Origin of the sequence: Polaromonas sp. JS666, assembly GCF_000013865.1 — a bacterium.
Taxonomy (GTDB): domain Bacteria; phylum Pseudomonadota; class Gammaproteobacteria; order Burkholderiales; family Burkholderiaceae_C; genus Polaromonas.
The window spans coordinates 380,487-404,204 of record NC_007948.1 but is presented as its reverse complement, the minus strand read 5'-3'; the positions used below and the strand labels follow the sequence as shown (position 1 = coordinate 404,204).

Here is a 23,718-nt window from a genome sequence, read left to right as displayed (position 1 = left end):
CTTGGCTCTCGCCGCGGCACGCGCCGCAGCAGGTATGCAGCATTATCCGGAAGCCATGCTGTATGTCGTTGCCACGCCGATTGGCAACCTGGCGGACATCAGCCTGCGCGCGCTGCACGTGCTGCAACTGGTGGACGCCATTGCCTGCGAGGACACGCGCCACACGCAGACCCTGCTGCGCCACTATGGCATAGAAAAACCCCTGCTGGCCGTGCATGAGCACAACGAAGCGCAAGCCGCGGGCCTCGTGATTGAACGCATGCAGCGCGGCGAACGCGTGGCGTATGTCAGCGACGCAGGCACACCGGCCGTGAGCGACCCGGGTGCGCGCCTTGTTGCCGCCATCCGGGCTGCAGGCCTGAAGGTCATGCCCCTGCCCGGCGCGAGCAGCGTCACCACGGCACTGAGCGTGGCGGGCCTGACCGGCGACTCGGGCTTTGTATTTGCCGGCTTCTTGCCGAGCAAGGCCGGCGAGCGCGATCAGGCTGTTGCGGCCCTGCAAGCCGATACCCGGGCCACCGTGATTCTGGAAGCGCCGCATCGCATCGAAGCGCTGGCGCGCGCGTTGGCCGTGCTGCAGGGCCGGCTGGTGACTGTGGGCCGCGAGCTCACGAAGCAATTCGAAGAAATTGCTACCGTCCCCGCACAGGATCTGGCCACCTGGCTGGCCGCCGCGCCTCAGCGCACGCGCGGCGAGTTTGCGCTGGTGCTGCATGCGGCTGCCGCTCAGGAAACGCCTGAAGACGGCACGCGGGTGCTGCAACTGTTGCTGGCCGAACTGCCGCTGAAAACCGCCGTCAAAATTGCCGCCGAGATCACCGGTGCGCCGCGCAACGAGCTGTATGACACCGCGCTCAAACTGAAGAAGGCATGAACCCGAACGCCGACCAACTCTGGCGCGCGCCGCGCTGGACGCTGGCCGTCCTGCTGGCAGTCCTCGGCATGCTGGGGCCGTTTTCGATCGACACCTACATTCCGGCCTTCTCGGGCATTGCGACGGCGCTGGGCGCCTCGCCGGTCGAGATGCAGCAAACGCTGTCGGCCTACCTGTTCGGTTTTGCCTTCATGAACCTGTTTCATGGTGCGCTGGCCGACAGCTTTGGCCGGCGGCCAGTGGTGCTGTGGGGGATTGCGGTGTTCACCCTGGCGTCGGCCGGCTGCGCCTTGTCGCAGAGCATTGGCCAGCTGGTTTTTTTCAGGGCGCTGCAGGGCCTCTCCACGGGCGCCGGCATTGTGGTGTCGCGTGCCGTGATACGCGACATGTACCCGCCCGCGCAGGCTCAGCAGGTCATGAGCCAGGTCACCATCTATTTCGGAGTCGCGCCTGCAATTGCGCCCCTTATGGGCGGCTGGCTGTTTGTGCACCTCGGCTGGCACAGCATTTTCTGGTTTCTCACGGGCGTCGGCGCAACGCTCTGGGCCGCCAACTTCCGGTTTTTGCCGGAAACATTGCGCAGCGAGGAGCGCCAGCCCTTCGAAGTCAGGCACCTGATGCGCGGCTACTGGCAGCTGGGCTCCAGTCCGCGCTTTTTGCTGCTGGCGCTGGCCAGCGGCGTGCCTTTCAATGGCATGTTCCTCTATGTGCTGGCGGCCCCGGCGTTCCTCGGTCAACACCTGTCCCTGCAACCCACCGAATTTTTCTGGTTTTTCATTCTCACCATTTCCGGCATCATGTCGGGCGCCTGGCTGAGCGGCAGGCTGGCCGGAAAAATTGCACCCAAACGGCAGATACGGCACGGCTTTGTCATCATGCTGGTGACGTCGCTGGTCAACCTGGCCGCCAACCTGCTGTTCGCGCCGCATGTTTCCTGGGCGCTGTTCCCGATCGCCGTATTTGCCTTTGGCTGGGCACTGATGGTGCCGGTCGTCACACTGCTGGTGCTGGACCTTTATCCCGAGCGGCGCGGCATGGCTTCCTCCCTGCAAGCCTTCATCGGTTCAACGGCCAACGGTCTGGTGGCGGGCCTGATTGCGCCGCTGGTCATGCACTCGACGCCCGCGCTGGCGACTGTTTCACTGGGCATGATGTGCATCGGGCTGGTGTCGTGGGCGTATTTGCACCATCGCTGGCCGGAAATCGGCCGTGCGGTGTCCCTATAGCCCGTACCTGCTACCCGCCGCTGCAGTGAACGGCACGGATCAGTTGTTGTCGTTCATCCTGATCGGGATTTCCATTCCCTGCGAGGTGCGCCGCACCACATTGCCCGCATCCAGGTAGACCCAGAAGTATTTGCTGGTGTCCAGGTCCAGCCAGCGGTAGGTCATGACGTCCCCAGACCAGGAGCCCACACGGTCAACCGTTGCCGGCCGGCCGAACTCGCGCTCCACGTCTTCGCGCCGCCACTTGCCGACTTCAATCTTTGAAAACTCATCAAGGTTCAGGACTTGCCGTGCTGCGACAAGCTTGCCCGCCGCGTCCAGGTCCACCATCACAGCGGTCTGCCCGGCGGGCTGCGCAGAATATTGCAGCCGCGTCCCTGTGCCCAGCGGCAGCACACGCGACGGCGTGCCGTAATGGGCAACCACCTCTTCTCGCGACATGCCCGGCCGCACCGCCGTGGCGGCACAACCGGCCATGAGCAGGGCGGCAAGAACGGCAAAAGCAGCACTGGAAACAGTTTTAACGGCCTTCATGGGAACTCCTTCATTGACATCCAGATAGGACCCCCATCGCTCGCCAATGGTTCAAGTGGGTCCATCGAGGTGAGGTGTCGCCTGGGCTGCCCGCGGGAGGCTGCCCTTGACTTTGCATATCAGGCCCCATCCGGCCTGCGTCCTCATTGCAGGCTCTATTACACCCCACCACACCCCACGCGCGGTTGCCCCGAAGCGAATCCACGGCAGCACTACCGCGCGCCCTGCAGGTTTCGACGGATGTCTGTACGATCGTGACGGCCGGCCGTGACAGCGCCCGACACACCCTTCGATTCCCTCAAAAGAGACAAACATGATCCAGTTCTACTTTCACCCCTCCCCCAACCCGCTCAAGGTCGCGCTGTTCCTTGAAGAGTCCGGCCTGCCCTATGAAGTCGTGCCTGTCGACACCCGCAAAGGCGAGCAGCATTTGCCCGCGTTCCTGCGTATCAATCCGAACGCGAAGACGCCCGCCATCGTCGACGGCGATGCCACTGTGTTCGACAGCAATGCCATCCTGTTGTATCTCGCCGAAAAATCCGGCCAGTTTCTTCCCGAGAGCACGCCAGCCGCGCGCGGCCAGATGCTGTCGTGGCTGATGTTTGTCGCCACCGGCATTGGCCCGTATTCCGGACAGGCCGTCCACTTCAAGCACTTCGCACCGGAGCCCAAGGAATATGCCGTCAACCGCTATCTCTTTGAAGCCGAGCGCCACTACGGCCTCCTCGACGCACAACTGGCAAAACACCCCTACATGCTGGGCGAGACCTATACGCTGGTGGACATGGCCGTCTGGGGCTGGGCACGCGCCCTGCCCTTCATCCTCGGGCCCGATGCATGGGCCAAACTGCCCAACCTCAAGCGTCACTTCGATGGCATCACCGCTCGCCCTGCCGCGCAGCGCGCTGAAGCATTGAAATCAAGGTTCAGCTTCAAGGCCGAGATGGATGACGCTGCGCGCAAGCACCTGTTTCCGCAGAATGCGCGTCTGGCGGGCTATTGAAACTTTCGTAACGCGGACAGGCGCTTCACTACCGCTCGCCCTGAGCTTGGTCGAAGGGCTTCGACACTTCGACCAAGCTCAGGACAGGCCAGGCCCAGCCCGAACGGTTGGTGTCATGAGTTACGAAAGTCTCTTTATTGAGCGTTCCATAAATGAAGACACCGTTTCGTCATTCCCGCGAAGGCGGGAATGACGGTAAACCCATCAAACTTTCCATAAGCGACGACACCGTGCGGGCTGTCGTGAGTTACGGAATCATCAATAGCAGCCAGATACTGGCTCCTGCGCCGGTTTTGGCATGTACCCTGCATGCTGCCAAATCATGCAAATCACGAACACATCCCAATCTGGCCAGAACCCGGCTGCCGCCCGGCCCACCCTCCAGCCCCAGTTACTTACCGCCGGGGGTTTCGCGCCTTTCGGTACCGTGGTGGAGCCCTTTGCGCCGCCAGGCTCGCCTGACGCCTTGCCGCCGCAGGGTGCACGCGCCATCAACAGCGGTACAACCTGGCGGCTGGATGTGGTGCACGACCTTGGATTGAACCATGAAGGCGGAACGCCGGGCCTGGCCGTCTACAGTGCCTCCGCGCGCCAATTTCCCATAAGACTGGAAGTACTGGAACGCCATCAACTGGGCAGCCAGAGCTTCTTGCCACTCACGGGCGCGCGCTTCATCGTGGTGGTGGCTGCGGCAGGCCCCGCGCCGGACGCCGCGCAACTCAAGGCCTTCTACACGACCGGACGTCAGGGCGTGGTGCTGCACCGGGGCACGTGGCACCACGCGCTGCTGGCGGTGGAGCCCGGAAGCTTTGCGGTGATAGAGCGTCACCAGTCATCACACGAAAGCGCTGTTGACTGCGAAGTCGCTGCGCTGCCCTCGTCTGTATGGCTTGAGCTGCCAGGCGCCCAAGACGGAACAATTAAAGATTGACACCCTCAGGAAGAGGCGATGCGCACCGCCAGTGCCAGCAATGAGCGATCACGGCCAGCCGGGCCCAACAGCGACAGGCCCAGGGGCGCGCCTTCATGCCTGGCCATGGGCATGCTCAGTTGTGGGAAGCCCGCCAGGCCTGCGATGCAAAGCATGCGGATCGCGCGGTTGCGATAGTCCTCCAGGCTTGCCTCGCTTGCACTGCGCAGGGGCGCGATGTCAGGCATGGTGGGCATCAACAGCACGCCGTCATCGCCCAGCAGCCCTGCAAGCTGCGCCCTGAACGCGGCGCGAAAAGCGCGCGCGGCGTTGACCTGCTCGTCAGTGACATTGCAGGACCAGGCAAAGCGCTCGGCCACGCCGGGGCCAAGTGAGGGTGCATAGCGCTCGATCAAGGGACCGTCGGTCAGCCAGGCCTCGCGCGACTGCACGTAGCGAAAGTTCCAGTACATGGCGTCCCACGACTCCCGCACCACCTGCACCGGTGTGGTCGGCCCTAAAAGCGACTGCACGCTCTGCGCAGCGCCGCTTTCAAGCACCCGGCGGGCAGGCGCATCCATCATCGCCCACACGTCTTCCGGCCAAAGCAGACGCACATCGGCCGGCAGCGGCGTGACGTCCTCGCCCAGCAAGACGTCGCCCACTCGCACAAAGGTGCCCACGTCTCGCGCAAACCAGCCGCAGGTGTCCAGGCTGGGCGCCAGGTCGAGCACGCTTTCGAGGCTGACGCGCCCGTGGGTTGGCCGCAGGCCGTACAGGCCGCAGTGATTGGCCGGCGCGCGCACCGAACCACCGGTGTCGGTGCCGAGCGCAAAGTCGCACAAACCTGAAGAGACGGCCGAGGCCGAGCCCGACGATGACCCGCCAGTGATGCGGTCATGGGCTGCGCCGTTGAGGGGCGCGCCAAAATGAGCATTGTTGCCGTTCATCGAGAAAGCAAGCTCGTCGGTCACGGTTTTTCCTGCAAAAAGTGCGCCGGCGTCCAGCAGCTTTTGCACGGTCGGTGCGGTGCGTGTCTTGATGCCAGACAGCGCAAGCACGGTGGGACTGCCCCCGCCCGTCGGGTAACCCGCCACATCGAACAGGTCTTTCACGCCAAAACGCAGATCGGCCAACGGGCCGGTGAAAGCGCTGGGTACCGGAACGTCCGGGTAGGGAACAAAAGCATGGGCAGGGTCGTGTAATGGCATGGGCCGAGCCGTCAATCTGGTTGGGATAAAAATCAATGCGCAAAGAGCACAACGAGCAATGCGTGACTCAGGAAAGCATCACAGGGCGCATCGGCGCCGGGGTTGGCACGGCCAGCATGGTCGACAGCCCCGCTGCGGCGTCAGTGTGAATGCAGCGCGCGCGGTGCCCCGGCGCGAGCTCGACGGCAGGGGGTTGGGCGATGCAGCAGGCCTCTGTGGCGAGTCTGCAGCGTTCGGCAAAGGCACAGCCCGGCGGCAGTGCCGAAAGGTCGGGCGGCGCACCGCCAATGGTCTCGAGACGTGTTCCCCGCGTCATGGCGCCATGCGCCCGGCTCTGCAACAGGGCCATGGTGTACGGATGCCGGGGTGATCGGATCAGCTCACGGGCCGTGCCTTCTTCGACGATGCGCCCCGCATACATCACGGCAATGCGGTCGGCCACCTCAACGGCGGCGCCGATGTCGTGCGTCACAAACACCACCGACAGGCCCAGCTCGCGCTGCAATTCCCGCAGCAGCAAGAGAATCTGGATCTGTACCGTGGCATCGAGCGCCGTGGTGGGTTCGTCGGCCAGCAGCAGCTGCGGCTTGCAGGCCAGGGCCAGCGCGATCATGGCGCGCTGGCGCATCCCCCCCGACATCTCGTGCGGATAGGCCTGCAGCCGCCGCTGCGGGCTCGGGATGCGCACGCGCTCGAAAAGCGCCAGGGCGCGTTGCTGAGCCTCGGCCTGCGACAAGCGGTCGTGACGCCGCAGGGCCTCAATGATTTGTGCACCGACCGAATACACCGGGTCCAGCGCCAGCAAGGGCTCCTGGAACACCATGGAGGCCACCTTGCCCCGAAAATCCGCCAGTTCGCGCTGCGACATCGTCAGCACATCGCGCCCGGCCACGCGGACCTGACCGCCCACCTGGGTACGGCGCTCGTTATGCAAGCGCAGCAGGGTACGCAGGGTCACGCTCTTGCCCGAGCCGGACTCGCCGATCAGCGCGACCACCTCGCCCCGTTGCACATCAAGACTGACACCGCTGACGGCATGTACCGGCTTGCGCCCCCCCGTGAAGGTCACGCTGAGATCGCGCAGGCTTACCATCGGTTCAGCGGCTGAAGAGGTCAAAGGCGGCGTGTCGGGCATGGCGGTCAATGCGGTGGGTTGGACAGGTTGAAAGCGTTTGGCTTACGTTTGGCTTAGGCCGCCAGGGCCAGCTGCGGCGCTGAAGGATGACCACTGCCCGGCTCGTACATCAGGCAACTGACCGCCTGCCGGGTGCCAACAGCGACCCGCGCCGGCACACGCTGGCTGCAGACCGGCGCCACCATGTCGCAGCGCGGATGAAAACGGCACCCTGAAGGCGGATTGATCGGGTTGGGCGGGTCGCCGGCCAGCGCCGCTTCTTCCGTGCGGTGGTCAGGGTCCATCGACGGAATGGAGGACAGCAATGCGCGGGTGTAGGGGTGCTGGGGCTTGTCGTAGAGCGCATCCGAAGGCCCAATCTCCGACACCTGGCCCAGGTACATCACCATGACCCGGTCGCTGATGTAGCGCACCACGTTGAGGTCGTGACTGATGAAGACGTAGGTCAGGCCAAACTCGGCCTTCAGGTCAAGCAGCAGATTGATCACCTGGGCCTCGACCGATTTGTCGAGCGCCGAAACCGCCTCGTCAAGAATGACCATGCGCGGCTGCAGCGCCAGCGCACGTGCAATATTGACCCGCTGACGTTGGCCGCCCGAGAGCTCGTGCGGATAGCGCTCGGCAAAGCGCTGCGGCTCCAGGCCCACACGCGCCAACAGATCACGGGCCCGGATCACCGCCTCCGCGCGAGATACACCATGCACCTGCGGCCCAAACGCCACGGAGTCCTCAATCGTGAGACGCGGATTCAGGGAGGCATAGCTGTCCTGAAACACCATCTGCACCTGGCGATGGAACTCCTTGACCGGCAAATCGCGGCCGCCCACCGACCGCCCGTCAAAAATGACTTCACCAGCCGTCGGCTCAATCAACTGCATCATGAGCCGCGCAGTTGTCGATTTGCCGCAGCCCGATTCGCCGACCACGCCAAGCGTTTCGCCCTTGAGCACTTCGAAATCGATACCATCCACCGCACGCACCACGTCGCCGCCCCCGCCGAGCGGCCCGCCCTTGATCGCAAAGTGCTTTTGCAGCCCGCGGATAGTGAGCAGGGGCTGGGCCGGACCGCCGACATCAGGTGTTTGTTGCATCATGTCAGCCCTTGTTGTCCATGGCCGAACGCAGACCGTCGGACAGAATATTGAATGCAATGGATGTGATGAAGATCATCACCCCCGGAAGCGCGGCGACCCACGGCTGGACATACAGCGCTGTTCGCAGCGTATTGAGCATCAGTCCCCACTCGGGCTCGGGCGGCTTCACGCCCAGACCGAGGAACGACAGGCCCGAAGCCAGGATCATCGACACGGCAATCAGGCTGGTGGCGTAGACAAAAATCGGCCCCAGCACGTTGCCGAGAACATGCACCCGCACGATGGTGAACGCATTGGCGCCCGATGCACGCGCCGCCTCGACGTAGTCGCGTCCGCGCACCTGGGTGGTTACGCTCTCCGCGACGCGCGCGATTTGCGGAATAAACACAATGGTCAGCGAGATCAGCGAATTGACAACGCCCGCTCCCAGCACGCCTGAAAGCGCAATCGCGAGCAGCACCGAGGGAAAGGCATAGAACACATCAATCGTGCGCATGATGGCGGTGTTGACGATACCGCCCGCATAGCCCGCCACGATTCCGATCACCGAGCCCGTGAAAAATGCGAGGATTACCGGCGTGATGCCGATGAAGAGTGACAGCCGCGCACCCATGATCAGGCGCGACAGCATATCGCGGCCAAGCTCGTCGCTGCCCAGCGGCAAGCCTGCCGTGCCGATCGGCTTGAGCCGTTTCAGCATGGACGCGTCGTAGGGATCAGCCGGTGCCAGCCAGGGGCCGAAGATGGCCATCGCAATCAGCATCAGCACGACAAGCACGGCACCGACCGCCACCGGGTCATGCACAAAGCGCAGCATTGCCGCCGTCCAGTAGCCCCGCGAGCGTTGCGCGGGCAGGCTTGCCGACGGCATCGCCGGGGCCGCTGAAGCACTGGAAATGCCTGCATCAGCGGAAGAGGAAGCTGTCAATGCCGCCATGTTCGTCCTTGGTGTTTTTCGCTTCTCAGGTGCGTGCAATACGCGGGTCGAGCAGGGTCTGCAATACATCGACCAGAAAATTGAGCAGTACAAAGAAGAGCGCAAGGACGAGGATGGTTCCCTGCAGCAGCGGTAGGTCGCGTTGAAAAATTGCAGAATTCAACAAGAAGCCGGTACCCGGCCAGGAGAAAACGGTTTCTATGAGAATCGAGCCGCCGAGGAGGTAACCCAGTTGCAGCCCCATGACGGCAAGGGCAGTGGGCGCCGCGTTCTTCAGCATGTGAAAAAATACGCCTGTGTGGGTCAGGCCTTTGGCACGCAGGCCGACAATAAACTCCTGATCGAGGATGTCGGCCACCAGCGCACGCACGGTGCGCGCAATGATGCCCATGGGAATGACTGACATCGTCAGCGCGGGCAGCACCAGGAACTGAAGGTGCCCCCAGTCCCAAGACCAGTCCCCCGAGCCTGCGGGACCGGCACCGGTCCCGGGCAGCCACGCGAGCTGGGAAGAAAACACGATCACCATGACCATGCCCAGCCAGTAGTGCGGCACGCTGACGCCCATCACCGACAGCATGGACGCCAGGCGGTCTATCCAGGAATTGCGGAAGTAGCCGGCCACGAAGCCGAACAGGCAACCCAGTACAAAACCGATGGTGGTGGCAACCACGGCGAGCCGCAGCGTATTGCCGACCGCAGTCAACACCTCGGTCGCCACCGGGCGGTTACTGGCAATGGACACCCCCAGGTCGCCTTGCAGCGCACGCCAGACCCACAGCGCAAACTGTTCGGGCAGGGAACGGTTGAAGCCATAAAGCTCGCGCAGTTGCGCCTGCAGCTCGGCTGACGCATCGGGCGGCAGGATCGACATCAGGGGGTCACCCGGCGCCAGATGCACCAGCGCAAAGCACACAAAAGCCACGCCGAGCATGATGGGCAAGGCATATAAAACACGGCTTAACAGGTAACGCTGCATGAGGTGATTCGCGGGTGTGGAAGCTGCTGGACGACTGGCTGGGCGGGGTCGGGACCGGTTTCAGTCCATCGTCATGGTGGCGATGTCAATAAACCAGCTTTTGGGCTGCACCACGTTCTTGACCTTTGCAGACATGGCGCGCGGACCGACGTCGTGCGCGACCCAGACAAAGGGCGCATCTTCCACGATATGGGCGTGGAGCCTGGCAAGCGCCGCGTCGCGCGACTTTTCATCGAAGCTGGTACGCGCGTCAGCCACCAGTTTGTCGACATCCGCATTGCCATAGTAGCCCCAGTTGTTTGAAACTGGCGGGAAGGTTTTGGTGCTCACGAAGCGCACCATGGCAAAGAAGGGGTCCATGGCTGCAAAGCTGACATTGACCGCGTTGGCCCCGTTGGCCGAGGGATCCTTGGCCCCCTTGCGCCAGTTGGTGAACAGCGTGTTCCACTCGATCACATCAAACTGCACGTCAAAAAAGCACTGCTTGAGCGATTGCTGCATGAACTCGTTCATGGGCAGAGGCTGCATCTGACCCGAGCCCGAGGCTGATATCTGCACCTTCACCTTGACGGGTTTGGCCGCCGAAAAACCGGCTTGCGTCATGAGGGCCTGCGCCCCCTTCACGTCATATTTGATGTCGAACTTCGGATTGCCCCACCACGGGTGGCCGGGCGGCACGGTGCCCTTGGGTTCGGCCATCATGCCACCCAGAAGTTGCGACAGGCCACCACGGTCCACGCAAAGATTGGCCGCCTGGCGCACGCGCTTGTCGAGCCAGGGCGATCCCTCGGCGAATGAGAGCTGCCACGGCCAGACGTGGGGCTGAGCGTTGGAGTAGATAGTGAAGCCGCGCTGCTTGATCTGCGGCATGGCGTCGGGTGCCGGCGCTTCGATCCAGTCAACCTGGCCACCGAGCAGAGCGGCCGTGCGGGCATTGGCCTCGGGCATGGGCAACATCACGACCTTGTCGATTTTGGGCACGCGCCTGGCATCCCAATAAGTTTTATGGGCCGCCAGCTCAAGCCGTTCGCGCGCGACAAAGCGGGTTACCTTGAAAGGGCCGGAGCCGGCTGGATCAGCAGCAAAGGCGGTCCACGCCGCCTTCGAGCGTTCTGCCGGAGCAGTCACGCTGGCAGGAACGGCCTTCAGCTTGGCATCCCACTGGGCGGGCGAGGCCATGAACAGGTTGGTCAGATTGATGGGCAGGAATGAGTCGGGCTCACTGGTGGTGAACTCGACCGTCATGTCGTCAATTTTGCGTGCGCTGCGCAGCGTTGGCATGCGCGAAGCAGTCACCCCCACCTGGCTCGGGTCGAACTGCGGCGCCTCTTTGTCGAACACCTTGGCCACATTCCACACCACCGCATCGGCATTGAAGGCCGAGCCGTCATGGAACTTGACGCCAGGGCGCAACTTGAAGACCCACTTGGTCTTGTCCTTGGCATCCACCGCCCAGGAGGTCGCGAGCCCGGCGATCAGCACGCTGGGTGCATTGGCCTTGGAAAGATCCCATTGGGTGAGCGAGTCGTAAATCGGGATACCTGTAAAGCGATTGCCCTCAAAGCCCTGGTCGGGCTGACCCAATGTGCGCGGGATATCGGCGGCAGTCATCGCGATACGCAACGTTTTTTCCTGCGCCAGCGCAACGGTGGCCGTCAGGCCAAGTGTGGCGGCCAGCGCCAACGAAAGTGCCGATGCAGGAGCCAATGAGCAGGCGAAATGGCGTTTGGCGGGCGTGGACGGCAGCGTGTGGGTACTCATGGGATCACCTTGTAGCTTTGCGAGGTTGAGGAGCGGGTTTGGAGACACCCCAATCGGTGAGCAATGTTTATGCCACTCTGGGTTTTATGAAATCGACTATCGATACGATAAATCAATAAAATAGATAACAAACCACCATTTACCGTTGACTCTGGCTTGTTAATTGCTAACTTTGTGACTGATCGCAGCACCCCCTTTTCTCCTACGCTTCTACGCACTTCTTCTTTATAGGAACCTCATGGATACAGGCGTCACCCCCCGAATCGATGCAACCCGGCTGTGGCAGTCGCTCATGGACCTGGCCCAGATTGGTGCAACGCCCAAAGGTGGTGTGCGGCGCCTTGCCCTGACCGATGAAGACCGGCAAGGCCGCGACCTGGTCGCTCGCTGGTGCCGCGAGGCCGGACTGGAAGTGCGCATCGACGAAGTGGGCAACATGTTTGCCCGTCGCGCTGGACGGGACCCGCAAGCGCGGGCCGTTGCCACGGGCAGTCATATCGACACCCAGCCATCCGGCGGCAAGTTCGACGGCAACTATGGTGTGCTGGCCGGCCTGGAGGTGATGCGCACGCTCGACGATTTGGGTATTGAGACCCGCGCGCCACTCGAAGTGGTGGTGTGGACCAACGAGGAAGGCTCACGTTTCACGCCGGTCATGATGGGTTCTGGTGCATTTGCCGGCCTATTCAATCCTGATTTTGTGCATACCCAGAAAGACAGGGCGGGCATCTCCGTCGGCGACGAGTTGCAACGCATCGGTTACCGCGGCACCCAGCCCTGCGGCGCCGTGCCGGGGGGCATGTTTGCCGCTTACTTTGAGGCGCACATTGAGCAGGGGCCAGTGCTGGAGGCGCAGGGACTGCCCATCGGCATCGTGAGCGGCGCCCTGGGGCAGCAGTGGTATGACGTGACGGTGACGGGTATGGATGCCCATGCCGGTCCCACCCCGATGGAACTGCGCCGTGATGCCATGCTGGCTGCGGCACGCATGGTGGAAGCAGTCAATCGCATTGCGCTCGACGAGGCACCGCATGGGCGCGGCACCGTGGGGTTTGTGCAGGTGCAGCCGAACTCCCGCAACGTGATCCCCGGGTGCGTCCAGTTTTCGGTCGATTTCCGCAATCCCTCGCAGGGCGGGCTTGACCGCATGGATGCCGCGATGCACGCGCAATTCACACGCATTGCCGGCGATGGCAAGGTGGCCGTGGAAATTCGCCAGGTGGTGAAGTTTGAGCCCTGCCTGTTTGACAGCGCTTGCGTTGCGAGCGTGCGCCGCGCGGCGCAAGCGCTGGGGCTACCGCATATGGACGTGGTCAGCGGCGCCGGGCACGACGCCGTCTATGTCGCTGGCGTGGCACCTGCCGGCATGATCTTTGTGCCCTGCAAAGACGGCATCAGCCACAACGAAATCGAGGACGCCCTGCCCGAACACATTGCCGCCGGGGCCAACGTGTTGCTGCTGGCCATGCTGGAGCGGGCGCAGTGAAGGGAAATCGAGAGCGTTGACTGGAGAGCGCGGCGTCCGCTGTTTAATGCGCGATGGACTGCGAGATAGCCCGTGCGCACTCGATCACCATGGGCGACAACTTTCTCTGTGCCTCTTCCATCGTCCAGCGGCTCGTCGGCGGGGAAAGGTGGACAGCCGCGACGGCCTGTCCGTTGCTGTCAAGAATCGGTGCACCGATGCCCATGTCACCCAGAAACAACTCCTCGCAGTTGCTGGCATAACCGACCTGCCGGCAGGCCGCAACACGCGCAAGGATGGCGTCGACATCCGTCAGCGTGTACGGTGTGCGCGCCACGCGTGTCGATGCCTCCAGGACGGCCCGTACCTGAGCGTCGGGCAGCGCGCTGAGCCAGGCCCTGCCAGAGCTGGTGCAGTACATGGGAATTCGCATGCCCACTGGCGTATGCACCGGAATGAACTTGGAGGTGACCAACTGGGCCACGTAGACCATGTCCAGCCCTACCGGCTCGGTGAGGCTGGCCGTCTCGCCGCTGGCATTGGCGAGCTGCGAAAGATAAGGATTGGCCACGCGTATCAAAGGATGCGCAGCTAGGTAGTTAAAGCCGATTTCTATCACCCTGGGAAGCAGCTGAAAGCGCCGTGTTTGCGGGTGCTTGCCCACATAACCCAGTTGCTGCAGCGTGTGCACGGTGCGCTGTGCCGACCCTTTGCTCATGCCGGTCAGCGTAGCCAGCTCGGCCAACGTCAACGTCCGGTGTGCAGCATCAAAGGCGCGCAGAACCGCCAGCCCTTTTTCAAGGGACTGGTTGAACAGCGAACTGACGGCAGGCGGTTGACGGATTGTGGATGTCATGATGGCGGGAAGTGGTACAGGTCGCTTTTAAAACGCTTGCATCACAAGGGCTCATAACAAAAATTCCGTGTAGAACCGGCGAGTTGATGGCTTTGCAGAGCCAGCTTCGATATGCCTGAATTTTGTGTGAAACGTTCCCTGGATTATGGCAAATTGGTTGGCCGCCACCACGAGAGTGCACGCGGCATCCTTCTGCGTTTCAGGAGGTTGCGCAGTACTAGGAGCAGTTGGCGTACAGCTTGAACTTTCCCGGGGGGGCTAAGATTTCCGGCACTTCTTGCGCAAACGCTCGCTAATTGCCGGATTCCACGGCCACAGGAACGATGTAGCTCCTGATGATGGTGCGGCTGGCGGGGATCGAACCCACGACCCTTGGCTTCGGAGGCCAATACTCTATCCACTGAGCTACAGCCGCAAATGCTGAACTTAGAACCAAGTCGTATTTTCGCACATATCGAAATGACTAAAGCACTCCGAACGCCAAGGGCTGTGGTTCGACCCCCCGCCAGCCGCACCAGACAATGATTTGATGCTGGAAAAGGACGCTGCAAGCCGTCAGAACTCTAATTGGGCCAAGGGTCATTTGCTGCGAAATGGCCTAATTGGGCTAATGGTCATCGCTCAAACATCATGATTGTTATGGCCCGCTGGTGGCCCACTCTTGGCCCATCGGAAATCCGGCGCCTCCAGATTTTCTTTCGTTCTGAGTATTGGTCTATTGGCCCATCCGACGTACCTGTCTTACAGAATCCGAAGATGCATTGAACAGGTCAGATCGGCGGCGGGCAGCGGCCCTACTACTACGGCAAGGCGAGAGGCATCGCGGACTTTCGAGGGCAAGGGCCGCGCTACGTGCTGACCACTCGCAACGACGACTTCATCCTGTTCCGGTTTCAGAACGGCAACTGCCTTGTTTTCCTGAAATTTGAGGGTCGAAATTCCCTGATGTGGCGACGAGTTAGGCCGCTTTTTGGTAAAAAAACGCAAATCCCAGCCAACCCTCTATTTACGGCGTTTTAGCCGGACCGGCTAATTATCCGTTTCGACTAATTCTGGCTAAAGGGCATGGCTCGCGAGCCGCGACACCCAGCCATGGATTGCGGCAACCGTGTCAATTTGCTCGGGAAGGACAAAGAGAGGAAATCGACTGCCGGAGGCGGTGGCACTGAAGAGGATCGACACGGTAAAAAATCCATTTGCATGAAGTGCAGGCAGCCAATCGCCGAAGCAGTCATATGGTTAAACGGCGAGTTTGGTTCTCCTGTTGCCGGGTTGGCGGCGACCAAAACCTTGTAGTATTTGCCGATGCCAAATATAGCCAACGTCCTAAGAGAAGAGATCATTCGACTTGCACGCAAGGAATTGCGCGGTGAAAGCGCCGCGCTAAAAAAGGCCTCCGCGCAATATCGCTCGGATATTGCCGGATTGAAGCGGCAAGTTCGAGACCTCGAGCGACAGGTGGTTCGTCTGAGCAAAGGCATGACTACACAGCGACCTTCGCTGCCTGAAGAACAGACGCCCGTGAAGGCAAGGTTTGGCGCCAAGGGTTTTGCGGCGCAGCGGCGTCGCTTGGGATTATCCGCATCTGAACTGGGCTTTTTACTTAACTGTTCTGGCCAGTCGGTATACAAATGGGAGCAAGGCAAGGCCCGCCCCCGTGCGAGCCAAATGCCTGCAATCGCAGCGCTTCGAAAGCTGAGCAAATCTCAAGCGGTCAAAGTGCTTGAGGCTCGTTGAGCCCCCTGTTATTGTTGGCGCCGATTAAAAATTGATCTGTGCCGATCTTCAAGTGACCAAGCCAACTATCCGAATTGCCATAGGTACTCGCTGGTGCAAACGCTGCACGGGCTCAGGCCATCGGCTGCGCGCTGCGCCGCCCAGCCGTTGACCGCCTTCTGGCACGAGCATCCGCCTGCAGCACCTGGCGCATGAACATGACAGTGTCACCGTTGGCGGATACTGCCGCTCGCGGTGTCCAGCGTTGTAGCATCTCTCGCCTCGCAGGCAAATGGGCGGTCCGGTTGTACGCGCTGCCGTTCGGATCCTTCTCTGAAAGACGCAGTACGAGAAAAGACGAGAGTTTTTCCTACCGATCGCCTGGGCAATTCATCAACAGCGTTCAAGACCAGATGCCTCGGGTGCAGGCTAATGCCACTGCCAGCTGACGCATTTTCTGCCACGTTGCCTTGCGAGGCGGACCGCTTTCTAACTCTATTTCAGCCACGGCCGCGGACAGCACGCTCAACGGAGCCTCGTCGAGCACGGCCCGCAGCTGTGCAATGTGCTTGAATACCATAGTTGGTCGTTGACTACCGAAATGTTTGGTGCTGTCCTATACCGTACTACGCGTTTTAGCAATGAATCGAGTGATGCACGTAGCTCTTCAAGGTTATATGGCGTGGTCTTGACCCTCGTGATTAGCAAGGCTAGCGGATTAGCATCGGCGACTAACGGCTTGTGACCAGCTAACGATGCTTCAAGCGCGACAGTCCCCGAACCGCAAAAGGGATCCAAAATTCGCCCCTGCTTTCCGGTGTAAGTCGAAGCACGTGCAAAAAAATGAGCGATGTGCGGGAGTAGCTTTGCTGGGTAGGGATGTATTTGATGAGTAAGCTGGTTCCCAAGTCGTACCCAATTGACGAGGCCTCGAAAATCGACCTCTACACTTTGACCGGTGCGCAAGTATTCCCTGGTCAGCTCTGAAATCAGTAGCGACGTGTCTACATTTCCAACTTTTTCGTCAAGGTCAAAGTGCTCACTGATTTGAGATGCGAAACTCGCCCCCGTTGCATTCGTCATAGATTTTTCCGAAGTGTCGATTTCAAGATACCTACCTGGGACATTTGTCGCGATTGGCGATGATTTGGAATGGGCACTATGCCGTCTACTTTTGGGCGCGGTCATTAACCATCAGTGCGCCTCTCGCCGGAAAAACTATGCTGGGGTTGAGTTGTCAATGAACTCAAAGAGATCCCCCACGCGAACACTGAAGTATCTGCACAGGGCATCCATTGCTTCGATATCGATCCGGGTGGCTGTCTCCTGGTAGAGCAGCGTGACGGTGTTCCGATGCAATCCTGTATCGCGCGCCACATCGCTGATCTTGAGCTTTCGCTCCCCCATCAACTTGGACAAGTGGCACTTAATCAAGACATGCTCCGTAAAAATATTTCATTCAGGATGACAAAAAGTCCTTGACAATGACATTTAAGACTCCATAATGACATTCAGGACGACAAAAAAGCAGTTGGAGTGCGATTTTGTCGTTTTGATTGTCCCATTAATTTGAAGGAGTCTCAAATGTCAGAAGTTACCTATCTAACGACGGACGAGCTTTCGTCGCGAATCAAATACGACAGCCGGACTATCCGTGAGCGCCTCAAAGACAGTGTGCTTCTGGAAGGACGTCACTACATCCGTCCCTTTGGTGGCCGCAAGACCCTCTATATCTGGGAGCACATCGAGAACGATATGGGCCAGGTCTCTGGCAGCGGTCCGGTTTCGATCCCTATGGCCAACGGAGGTGTTCTTCATGGGTAGTATTCGCCGGCTTGAAAGCCAGGGAACGCTGTTCATGGACTTCCGATATGCGGGACAGCGTCTGCGTGAGTACACGATGCTCCCGGATATGCCTGCCAACCGCAAGCGCCTCCAAAAAGCCCTGGATCGCATCGAAACCGACATAGCCCTCGGCACCTTCGATTACGAGAAAACTTTCGGCAAGCCCTTGCCGCAACCAGAACCCAAGACAAAAGACGGCTCGGTAGATCGCACCGCCCGATCCGACGGACTCCCGGTGCTCTCCCGCAACGGCACACCGCTCTTCGGGGAGTTTGCCCAGCAATGGTTCACGGAAGTGGAGGTGAGCTGGCGGCGCAGCTACCGCATCACCCAGAAAGGAGCGCTGGACAAGTACCTCCTCCCGTTTTTTGGGGACAAAGAGGTCGGCCACATCACCAAGGCAGACGTACTGGCTTTTCGGGCATCACTCGCCAAAGTTACCACCCGAAAAAGCCAGGGAACACTGTCCAATCGACGCGTCAATGCGGTGATGAAACCGCTGCGCCAGATCCTCAACGAAGCCGCCGACCGGTTTGAGTTTAATTCCGCTTTCAGGAATATCAAACCGCTCAAGATGAAACGCAGCGATGTACAGCCGTTCACCCTGGACGAGGTTGAACTGATCCTGAACACGGTGAGGGTGGATTACCGGAACTACTTCAACGTCAGATTCTTCACCGGCATGCGTACCGGAGAAGCGCATGGGCTGAAGTGGAAGTACGTCGACTTCGAGCGCCGCTTGATTCTGGTGCGTGAGTCGATCGTCCTGAATGAGGAAGATGAACTCAAGACGGACGGTAGTGTGCGTGACATTCATATGAGCCAGGTGGTGTATGACGCCCTGAAGGCCCAGTACCAGGCCGCCGGGGAGTTTTCAGAATACGTTTTCTGTAGCCGGTCCGGCCAACCGATCAACAACCAGAATTTTTTGAACCGGGTATGGAACCCTTTGCTGCGGCATCTGGGACTGGAACACCGCCGGGCTTACCAGATGCGCCATACGGCGGCCACCTTGTGGCTGGCCTCCGGCGAGGCGCCGGAATGGATCGCACGTCAGCTTGGCCACACCAGCACAGAGATGCTGTTCCGGGTCTATAGCCGCTATGTGCCCAACCTGACTCGCCAGGACGGCTCCGCCATGGAACGGCTGCTGGCGAGTCGCATGTCGACGGGTGCCAATGTCCGGGCAGACAACCCGCCTGCACCGGTCAACAAGGTTGTGCCGCAGCCCCTACCCAAACTGCGTGGCATCACTGGAGGCCGTGCCACCCGTCCGAAATCGGGACGCACCAATGTACTTCCCGATTACTTCGGTGACGCAGAACCCCAGCCACCGCCCGCTTGGCACAGGGCTCCAGTCAACGGCACCGGTCCCCGGCACGCTTGACCTAGGACCTCCACCTCAACCGCCAACCCCATCGACGTCGCCGCCGCAAAGCCATTTGCAGCGGTCCGGGGGAAGGCTTTGCCCAAAGTTTTAGCAAACAGTCTTTCAACAAAGGAATTCACCATGACCAAGCAATCACGCAAACCAACGCCATCTGCCAAGGCCCGCCAAACCCCAGCGGCCGACCAACCCAGCCTGGCCCGCATTCACGACCTCGCAAGCTTTGCGGCCATCAGCATTCCGCCCGAGCTGCGGCAGATCCTCGGCGAAGAGGAATATGAGAGCCACATCAAGGAGATGGAAGCGATCGAAATTGGGTGGATCATCCGCGTGCCCAAGGACGTGGTGTACCTGCGCTCGCGAGTCGTGACGGTCCCTTTTGGCGGTCAAAAGCAAGTCCAAGCACCAGATCCCCAAGCCAGCAAGGTCGACGCCAAGGCAAAGGAAAAGGGCACATCGGCAGCTGCACCACGCCCCAAGCAGTCTTCCAGGACCCCCGCCAAGTCAGCCCGCAAGCCGCGAGGCCAGGCATGAAGCCGCGGCCGATCCTCATTCACAGCAGTCCCGCTCAACCCATGTCTGGAAAGCCTCTCATGAACAAACCCATCCCCAGTCGTATCCATCGCACCCATCGCGACAACCCCGTCGCCTCCGCCCAAATGGACCAGGGTCTGCCACCGGGTCTGCCGCCCCTGAGCGAGCTTCCTGGCCACACGCGTCCCTTCTACGGCAAGCCCATGACCGAGGAGTTTGTGAAGAACTTCCTGGGCAACAAGGCCGTAGTGGACGCTTACTATCATCCCAAGGTAATCGCCGGGGTGGCCAGTGCAGGCGATCCCGCCCAGCGTTCGGACTTGCCCACGCTGATCCCCATGGCAATGGCGATGCGGGCGGCCAGTCGGGCGGCAGCGATGGAGCTGATCAAGCCGCATGAACGGCCCCTGGTCCACCTGGCCACCATGGTCTATCCCTGTGGCCTCTTCTTCTGCGCCTACCTCGACGACCCGCATGCGTTAGCCGTGGGCCCGCAGTTCCACGAGGTCGCATTGATGCGCAGCATGCTGCTGGAGCTACCCCTGAAGAAACTCAAGGGTCGGCACACCGCGATGGGCAACACGCTGGCGGCCGTTCTGGGTCTGGCCCACAGCGCAGAAGACGTTGACCTGGAGCAGGTGTCACGCCTGGCGACGGCGGTCCATCTGGCCAACGCCAGGATCACAACGCTTTGGGCGCCGCCAGAACCAGCAGCGTAGCGCCACTGAAAAAGAGCCTGAGTGACAAGGGCCAACAGGGATGCCCTTGTCATGGGACTTCCAGCGCCCTTGAACTTTGAAGCGTTTATGCGACGTGCTGGTTCAGCCGCATTCATCCACTCCATCACTTGTTAAGAGGTAAAAAATGCCAGAAAACATCCCCCCAGCCCCACCCGAAATCCCCTCCACACCCACCGGCAAAGACAGCAAAAGCGCCCCCCTGGATCTGTCCCTGATGGCTTTTTTTGCCTTGCTGATGGGGCTGCCCTTGATCCTGTTCCTGTTCTGGATCGGCGGATCTTGGTGGCAGTCCGAGGTGGTCTCCAGCCGGCCCATCGGCAATTTCATCCACATGAGCGGGCCGGGCGGATTGCAGAGCAGGGTAGTGATCGAGACCGACAGCGGTTTCTACCCCTTGCTGCAGGCGCCCGTCATCAGCAAGGGAACCTCCTTGGTCCTGGAGCTGCGCGGTTCTGGCCAACGCTTTGTTTGCGACCTGCCCCGCACGCTGTGCATCAAAACCACCCCGGATGAATTTACGCGGTCGGATCAGCCCTTGAATCCATCCGATCCGGTCGCTCCCTCCCATCCAGCCAAGCCATAGAACGGAAACCAGCCATGACCCAGACCAAATCCCTGTTTCATTCCCAGCGGCCACTGCATCAAAAGCGGGTTGACCGACCCCACCCGTCCGAGCTGTCCCAGCCGTCCCTGCCCATGGGCGTCTGGCTGCCCAGAAGGCCAAGACACCCGGCCAGTGACGGATTCAACCGTCACGCTGCTTCAAACCAGCCAAGCTACGTCTACCTGTTTGTTCACGCCACTGAGAACCGATTCAAGATTGGCAAAAGCAAATCGCCCACAGACCGTTTAGCCCAGCTGCCCGAAGCCGGTCAGATTGACGGGACGCAATCGCTGCGGGTGGCGCTGCCAGATCGCCAGCGTGCCGGCCAGGTCGAATCTCTGCTGCACAAGGGGCTGGCGGGCTATCGCCTGCAGCTGTCCTGGATGAGTGCTTCGGGCATGTTCAAGGTCCAGTCCCAGCCATGGGATGGGGCGACTGAATGGTTCAGCCTGACGGGGCTGCGTCATGCCATCGAATTGCTGCGCGCCGTGCCGGGATTGCATGACGCAGAAGGCGCGCTGCTGCAAACCCTGGACGGCCAGCCTTATTGGCTGGACCGCCTCGACGATCACCGGTCCCTGCAGGATCAGCGCAGGCACGAAGCGGGGCGCTACAACCTGGGCCGCTTGGAGCATGTCTGCGATGTGCTCATGCAGATCAAGCGCCACCTCGACTTCTGCTGGACCGAAAGCAGTGACCAGAAGGCGAGCGCCGGCACCCTGCGCATCAAGGGTTTCAAGCCGTGGTGGACGATTGAGCATCTGGCTCCCCGCCTGGCGCTCACCAGCCATGAGCTGTGGGCCCTGAAGACCGGCAAGCTCCCCAGCAAGCCGGACGGTGCAATGCAAGCGTTCACGCCGCTGGTCAAACTCATCCGCTATGCGGGTGATGAACCCAAGGATCTGGAGCTGGTGCTCAACGCCATGGAGCGGATCAGGAAGCTGCCGGCGGGCGCGGTGATCGCCAGGCGCTGGGCCGCGTTTCGGGAGGTCATCACATCATGAGCCTCTACCCGCTGCCACTTGAAGTGCTGCAAATCAACGCCCAGCTGAAAAAGCCCACACTGGAACCCGCACCTTCTCAAACAATACTGGCGCTGGAACAGGCCTTCGATACCCTGATGAAGTGGTGCGACGAGCGGCTGCTGTTCATCGGCGGCTCGCTGGAGGTGATGGTGATCTACGCGCCCCTGCGGCCGATGACCACCCGGCAACGGCGGCAGCTGCGCCAACGCATTGAATCCCAGGTGGGTGTGACGGGATGCCAGATGGAGGTCGTTGACCTGTTGTCCATTCACTCTTTAAGGGTGAAGGCGGCGTGCCTGGAGGCGTTGAGCCAGGCGCAGCGGTATCTGGCAGACCGCATTGCTGATTGCGCGGATGCGTTGGCCGGATTGGACCCCTCCGCCAGCAGAAGCTGGAGCGCCTCGGTAGACCGTGCTGGTGCGAGCCTTGCCCTGGAAAACTGGTCGCTGCAAATCTGGCTGTCCATCTCCAGGCCGGACCGTGCACCTGTGCCTGAATTCAACAGCTTTGTGCACAAAACCATTGAACTGCGGGATGTCGAAGCGTTCATTCCGGACTGGCTGGGTCTGCACTGGAGCCGGGTGGAGATCGAGCGGGATTTGTCGGTTGGCCAGTGGGTGGCCGAAACCCATGGCTGGCGGGTCAATGTGTACGGGAGGCCGACGGCGCAGCTGACGCATCGGGAGGTGATGCTGCGCTTGATGGGGGCGGTATGCGCGGCCTGGTGAACAACCCGGCGGTGCGAACCGAGCAACGATGTACCGGCAGTTGAACTAGGGCGCATGGACGCTGGTGGCTGGGGCGGAATCCAAAAACCAATGCTCAGCCGTACCAGTGCTCGCTCTCCGTCACGTCGCAATCCTTAGGGTACACGTTGGGGTACACCAAACTGACCAGCGGCTGAAGGGGCAAAACTGGCTTCGAACCACTGCCCACTTGACCAACCTGCGTACATTATGTCACCCCCCAATTGCGCTGCTTCACGCTGCAATGAGATCGATGCTTTTCAAATCGATGGCCCCCTTGTTGGCGTCGGCGTGATTTTGACCCACCTGCCGAGATTTCATTGACCCAGCCGAGCGTCTGTCAAATCGTTTTCGTAGACGGATTCGCCAAGAGTTGAGGTGGGTCAGCCCAAAGTCGGCTCAAAAACGCGTCGGCGGCAACAGGACGGGGTTAAAAGAGCGCTTACCTTGCAGGCTCATGGCATGAGCTAGATGCGGCAATAAGCATCCGGCTGAAACCCTCGAGGGATTTTGGAAGTTGAGTATCGAGGTGATCCGAGGTAATCGAGCGTATCTATATGCAACAGTCATCGGCCTAGCGGGTATTACGTTGGCGCGGCCAAAATCTACGCAATGCCAAGACAGCTAGTGCGGAACAACACTGCATTATTCATATAGTGCCTAGCACTTCGTTCAAGGCCTGCAATCTGCTCGCGCGTCAGAGGACGTATCGCCTTGGCCGGACTCCCTACCACTAGCCAACCATCGGGAAATTCTTTTCCCTCAGTCACAAGTGAGCCGGCACCGATCAAACAGTTCTTTCCGATCATTGCTCCGTTGAGAATAACAGCGTTAATTCCGACCAAACTTCCGTCACCAATGCTGCAACCGTGCAATGTCACTCCATGTCCGATGGTGACAAAATTTCCAATGTGAAGCGGTTGCCCTTTATCGACATGAAAAACGCTTCGGTCTTGGATGTTGGACCCTTTTCCGACGTGAATTTTGTCAGAGTCGCCTCTCAGGATGGCGCCAAACCACACGCTCGCATCGTTCTGAAGTTCGACGTTTCCAATCACTGTCGCGCTTTTTTCGACCCACGCAGACTCGCTGATTTGAGGTGCGACACCGTTTAAGGAATAGATAGCCATTTGCCA

Annotated in this window: 24 protein-coding genes, 1 tRNA gene and 1 pseudogene; 13 read left to right on the top strand and 13 right to left on the bottom strand. The window is 60.6% G+C overall.

The window, feature by feature from the left end; translation table 11 throughout:
* Nucleotides 1-34 precede the first annotated feature (34 nt).
* Nucleotides 35-874, top strand: coding sequence for a 16S rRNA (cytidine(1402)-2'-O)-methyltransferase (gene rsmI, locus BPRO_RS01940; RefSeq protein ID WP_011481361.1), 840 nt, complete (start codon nt 35-37; stop codon nt 872-874).
* A complete protein-coding gene (locus tag BPRO_RS01935) occupies nt 871-2,100 on the top strand; it encodes a multidrug effflux MFS transporter (RefSeq protein ID WP_011481360.1) in 1,230 nt (409 codons plus the stop codon). The genes rsmI and BPRO_RS01935 overlap by 4 nt, the downstream gene beginning before the upstream one ends.
* Nucleotides 2,101-2,139: 39 nt before the next feature.
* On the opposite strand, the gene BPRO_RS01930 is transcribed toward BPRO_RS01935, so the two are convergent.
* The gene (locus BPRO_RS01930; protein WP_011481359.1) at nt 2,140-2,634 is read right to left on the bottom strand and encodes a hypothetical protein; all 495 of its coding nucleotides are present in this window, start codon (nt 2,632-2,634) and stop codon (nt 2,140-2,142) included.
* Nucleotides 2,635-2,947: 313 nt separating this feature from the next.
* On the opposite strand from BPRO_RS01930, the gene BPRO_RS01925 reads away from it, so the two are divergent.
* Both BPRO_RS01925 and BPRO_RS01920 read left to right on the top strand, forming a co-directional pair.
* Complete coding sequence (locus BPRO_RS01925; RefSeq protein WP_011481358.1) at nt 2,948-3,637, top strand: glutathione S-transferase family protein; 690 nt, start codon at nt 2,948-2,950, stop codon at nt 3,635-3,637.
* Nucleotides 3,638-3,959: 322 nt separating this feature from the next.
* Nucleotides 3,960-4,568, top strand: a complete 609-nt coding sequence (locus tag BPRO_RS01920) for an ureidoglycolate lyase (protein WP_081430469.1) — start codon at nt 3,960-3,962, stop codon at nt 4,566-4,568.
* A 5-nt stretch (nt 4,569-4,573) separates the two neighbouring features.
* Here BPRO_RS01920 and BPRO_RS01915 read toward each other — a convergent pair whose 3' ends face one another.
* From BPRO_RS01915 to BPRO_RS01890, 6 genes are all read right to left on the bottom strand, one after another.
* Nucleotides 4,574-5,758 carry an amidase gene (locus tag BPRO_RS01915; RefSeq protein WP_011481356.1) on the bottom strand — a complete coding sequence of 395 codons (1,185 nt, stop codon included), beginning with the start codon at nt 5,756-5,758 and terminating at the stop codon, nt 4,574-4,576.
* A 67-nt stretch (nt 5,759-5,825) separates the two neighbouring features.
* The gene (locus tag BPRO_RS01910; RefSeq protein WP_011481355.1) at nt 5,826-6,893 is read right to left on the bottom strand and encodes an ABC transporter ATP-binding protein; all 1,068 of its coding nucleotides are present in this window, start codon (nt 6,891-6,893) and stop codon (nt 5,826-5,828) included.
* Nucleotides 6,894-6,946: 53 nt separating this feature from the next.
* Nucleotides 6,947-7,984: an ABC transporter ATP-binding protein gene (locus tag BPRO_RS01905; RefSeq protein WP_041389131.1), complete on the bottom strand. Its 1,038-nt coding sequence runs from the start codon at nt 7,982-7,984 to the stop codon at nt 6,947-6,949.
* Between the two features lie 4 nt (nt 7,985-7,988).
* Nucleotides 7,989-8,924: an ABC transporter permease gene (locus tag BPRO_RS01900; RefSeq protein WP_011481353.1), complete on the bottom strand. Its 936-nt coding sequence runs from the start codon at nt 8,922-8,924 to the stop codon at nt 7,989-7,991.
* A 25-nt stretch (nt 8,925-8,949) separates the two neighbouring features.
* On the bottom strand, nt 8,950-9,903 hold the full coding sequence (locus tag BPRO_RS01895) for an ABC transporter permease (RefSeq protein WP_011481352.1): 954 nt from the start codon (nt 9,901-9,903) through the stop codon (nt 8,950-8,952).
* A 60-nt stretch (nt 9,904-9,963) separates the two neighbouring features.
* On the bottom strand, nt 9,964-11,664 hold the full coding sequence (locus BPRO_RS01890) for an ABC transporter substrate-binding protein (protein WP_011481351.1): 1,701 nt from the start codon (nt 11,662-11,664) through the stop codon (nt 9,964-9,966).
* Between the two features lie 238 nt (nt 11,665-11,902).
* On the opposite strand from BPRO_RS01890, the gene BPRO_RS01885 reads away from it, so the two are divergent.
* Nucleotides 11,903-13,150 carry a Zn-dependent hydrolase gene (locus BPRO_RS01885; protein ID WP_011481350.1) on the top strand — a complete coding sequence of 416 codons (1,248 nt, stop codon included), beginning with the start codon at nt 11,903-11,905 and terminating at the stop codon, nt 13,148-13,150.
* A 43-nt stretch (nt 13,151-13,193) separates the two neighbouring features.
* Here the strand turns inward: BPRO_RS01885 and BPRO_RS01880 are convergent, their stop codons facing one another.
* Entirely contained in the window at nt 13,194-13,985 is a 792-nt protein-coding gene (locus tag BPRO_RS01880) for an IclR family transcriptional regulator (RefSeq protein ID WP_011481349.1), read from the bottom strand.
* 339 nt (nt 13,986-14,324) lie between these two features.
* Nucleotides 14,325-14,400, bottom strand: a tRNA-Arg gene (locus BPRO_RS01875).
* Nucleotides 14,401-15,290: 890 nt separating this feature from the next.
* Between BPRO_RS01875 and BPRO_RS28320 the strand changes: the two genes are divergently transcribed.
* Nucleotides 15,291-15,722, top strand: a complete 432-nt coding sequence (locus BPRO_RS28320; protein WP_081430468.1) for a helix-turn-helix domain-containing protein — start codon at nt 15,291-15,293, stop codon at nt 15,720-15,722.
* Nucleotides 15,723-15,805: 83 nt separating this feature from the next.
* On the opposite strand, the pseudogene BPRO_RS30815 reads toward BPRO_RS28320, so the two are convergent.
* The 3 genes and pseudogenes from BPRO_RS30815 to BPRO_RS01870 all read right to left on the bottom strand — a co-directional run.
* A pseudogene (locus BPRO_RS30815) lies at nt 15,806-15,959 on the bottom strand (IS4 family transposase); the annotation flags it as partial.
* Nucleotides 15,960-16,226: 267 nt separating this feature from the next.
* Nucleotides 16,227-16,784, bottom strand: a complete 558-nt coding sequence (locus tag BPRO_RS30810) for a hypothetical protein (protein ID WP_086003081.1) — start codon at nt 16,782-16,784, stop codon at nt 16,227-16,229.
* A gap of 135 nt (nt 16,785-16,919) precedes the next feature.
* Nucleotides 16,920-17,135: a helix-turn-helix domain-containing protein gene (locus tag BPRO_RS01870; protein ID WP_011481344.1), complete on the bottom strand. Its 216-nt coding sequence runs from the start codon at nt 17,133-17,135 to the stop codon at nt 16,920-16,922.
* A 150-nt stretch (nt 17,136-17,285) separates the two neighbouring features.
* On the opposite strand from BPRO_RS01870, the gene BPRO_RS01865 reads away from it, so the two are divergent.
* The 7 genes from BPRO_RS01865 to BPRO_RS01835 all read left to right on the top strand — a co-directional run bounded on the left by BPRO_RS01865 (nt 17,286) and on the right by BPRO_RS01835 (nt 22,564).
* Nucleotides 17,286-17,525 (top strand): hypothetical protein, encoded by a 240-nt coding sequence (locus tag BPRO_RS01865; protein WP_011481343.1) that lies wholly within the window; start codon nt 17,286-17,288, stop codon nt 17,523-17,525.
* Nucleotides 17,518-18,933, top strand: a complete 1,416-nt coding sequence (locus tag BPRO_RS01860; RefSeq protein ID WP_011481342.1) for a site-specific integrase — start codon at nt 17,518-17,520, stop codon at nt 18,931-18,933. Before BPRO_RS01865 ends, BPRO_RS01860 begins: the two co-directional genes overlap by 8 nt.
* Nucleotides 18,934-19,056: 123 nt before the next feature.
* Entirely contained in the window at nt 19,057-19,467 is a 411-nt protein-coding gene (locus BPRO_RS01855; RefSeq protein ID WP_011481341.1) for a hypothetical protein, read from the top strand.
* Between the two features lie 59 nt (nt 19,468-19,526).
* Nucleotides 19,527-20,186 carry a hypothetical protein gene (locus BPRO_RS01850; protein WP_041388226.1) on the top strand — a complete coding sequence of 220 codons (660 nt, stop codon included), beginning with the start codon at nt 19,527-19,529 and terminating at the stop codon, nt 20,184-20,186.
* Between the two features lie 235 nt (nt 20,187-20,421).
* Entirely contained in the window at nt 20,422-20,790 is a 369-nt protein-coding gene (locus BPRO_RS01845; RefSeq protein ID WP_157045707.1) for a hypothetical protein, read from the top strand.
* Nucleotides 20,791-20,804: 14 nt separating this feature from the next.
* The gene (locus tag BPRO_RS01840; protein WP_011481338.1) at nt 20,805-21,815 is read left to right on the top strand and encodes a GIY-YIG nuclease family protein; all 1,011 of its coding nucleotides are present in this window, start codon (nt 20,805-20,807) and stop codon (nt 21,813-21,815) included.
* Nucleotides 21,812-22,564 (top strand): hypothetical protein, encoded by a 753-nt coding sequence (locus tag BPRO_RS01835; RefSeq protein ID WP_011481337.1) that lies wholly within the window; start codon nt 21,812-21,814, stop codon nt 22,562-22,564. Before BPRO_RS01840 ends, BPRO_RS01835 begins: the two co-directional genes overlap by 4 nt.
* A gap of 623 nt (nt 22,565-23,187) precedes the next feature.
* Here the strand turns inward: BPRO_RS01835 and BPRO_RS01830 are convergent.
* Nucleotides 23,188-23,712 carry a gamma carbonic anhydrase family protein gene (locus BPRO_RS01830; RefSeq protein WP_011481336.1) on the bottom strand — a complete coding sequence of 175 codons (525 nt, stop codon included), beginning with the start codon at nt 23,710-23,712 and terminating at the stop codon, nt 23,188-23,190.
* Between the last annotated feature and the right edge of the window lie 6 nt (nt 23,713-23,718).

Excerpts from the sequence above, each read along its gene's own strand:
- BPRO_RS01900 (WP_011481353.1), bottom strand. The coding sequence starts at position 8,924 with ATGGCGGCATTGACAGCTTCCTCTTCCGCTGATGCAGGCATTTCCAGT.
- BPRO_RS01830 (WP_011481336.1), bottom strand. The coding sequence starts at position 23,712 with ATGGCTATCTATTCCTTAAACGGTGTCGCACCTCAAATCAGCGAGTCT.
- BPRO_RS01880 (WP_011481349.1), bottom strand. The coding sequence starts at position 13,985 with ATGACATCCACAATCCGTCAACCGCCTGCCGTCAGTTCGCTGTTCAAC.
- BPRO_RS01850 (WP_041388226.1), top strand. The coding sequence starts at position 19,527 with ATGAACAAACCCATCCCCAGTCGTATCCATCGCACCCATCGCGACAAC.
- BPRO_RS01840 (WP_011481338.1), top strand. The coding sequence starts at position 20,805 with ATGACCCAGACCAAATCCCTGTTTCATTCCCAGCGGCCACTGCATCAA.
- BPRO_RS01835 (WP_011481337.1), top strand. The coding sequence starts at position 21,812 with ATGAGCCTCTACCCGCTGCCACTTGAAGTGCTGCAAATCAACGCCCAG.
- BPRO_RS01885 (WP_011481350.1), top strand. The coding sequence starts at position 11,903 with ATGGATACAGGCGTCACCCCCCGAATCGATGCAACCCGGCTGTGGCAG.
- BPRO_RS01895 (WP_011481352.1), bottom strand. The coding sequence starts at position 9,903 with ATGCAGCGTTACCTGTTAAGCCGTGTTTTATATGCCTTGCCCATCATG.
- BPRO_RS01845 (WP_157045707.1), top strand. The coding sequence starts at position 20,422 with ATGGCTTTTTTTGCCTTGCTGATGGGGCTGCCCTTGATCCTGTTCCTG.
- rsmI (WP_011481361.1), top strand. The coding sequence starts at position 35 with ATGCAGCATTATCCGGAAGCCATGCTGTATGTCGTTGCCACGCCGATT.
- BPRO_RS01925 (WP_011481358.1), top strand. The coding sequence starts at position 2,948 with ATGATCCAGTTCTACTTTCACCCCTCCCCCAACCCGCTCAAGGTCGCG.
- BPRO_RS01860 (WP_011481342.1), top strand. The coding sequence starts at position 17,518 with ATGGGTAGTATTCGCCGGCTTGAAAGCCAGGGAACGCTGTTCATGGAC.
- BPRO_RS01890 (WP_011481351.1), bottom strand. The coding sequence starts at position 11,664 with ATGAGTACCCACACGCTGCCGTCCACGCCCGCCAAACGCCATTTCGCC.
- BPRO_RS01930 (WP_011481359.1), bottom strand. The coding sequence starts at position 2,634 with ATGAAGGCCGTTAAAACTGTTTCCAGTGCTGCTTTTGCCGTTCTTGCC.
- BPRO_RS01935 (WP_011481360.1), top strand. The coding sequence starts at position 871 with ATGAACCCGAACGCCGACCAACTCTGGCGCGCGCCGCGCTGGACGCTG.
- BPRO_RS28320 (WP_081430468.1), top strand. The coding sequence starts at position 15,291 with ATGCCAAATATAGCCAACGTCCTAAGAGAAGAGATCATTCGACTTGCA.
- BPRO_RS01920 (WP_081430469.1), top strand. The coding sequence starts at position 3,960 with ATGCAAATCACGAACACATCCCAATCTGGCCAGAACCCGGCTGCCGCC.
- BPRO_RS01865 (WP_011481343.1), top strand. The coding sequence starts at position 17,286 with ATGTCAGAAGTTACCTATCTAACGACGGACGAGCTTTCGTCGCGAATC.
- BPRO_RS01915 (WP_011481356.1), bottom strand. The coding sequence starts at position 5,758 with ATGCCATTACACGACCCTGCCCATGCTTTTGTTCCCTACCCGGACGTT.
- BPRO_RS01855 (WP_011481341.1), top strand. The coding sequence starts at position 19,057 with ATGACCAAGCAATCACGCAAACCAACGCCATCTGCCAAGGCCCGCCAA.
- BPRO_RS30810 (WP_086003081.1), bottom strand. The coding sequence starts at position 16,784 with ATGACGAATGCAACGGGGGCGAGTTTCGCATCTCAAATCAGTGAGCAC.
- BPRO_RS01910 (WP_011481355.1), bottom strand. The coding sequence starts at position 6,893 with ATGCCCGACACGCCGCCTTTGACCTCTTCAGCCGCTGAACCGATGGTA.
- BPRO_RS01905 (WP_041389131.1), bottom strand. The coding sequence starts at position 7,984 with ATGCAACAAACACCTGATGTCGGCGGTCCGGCCCAGCCCCTGCTCACT.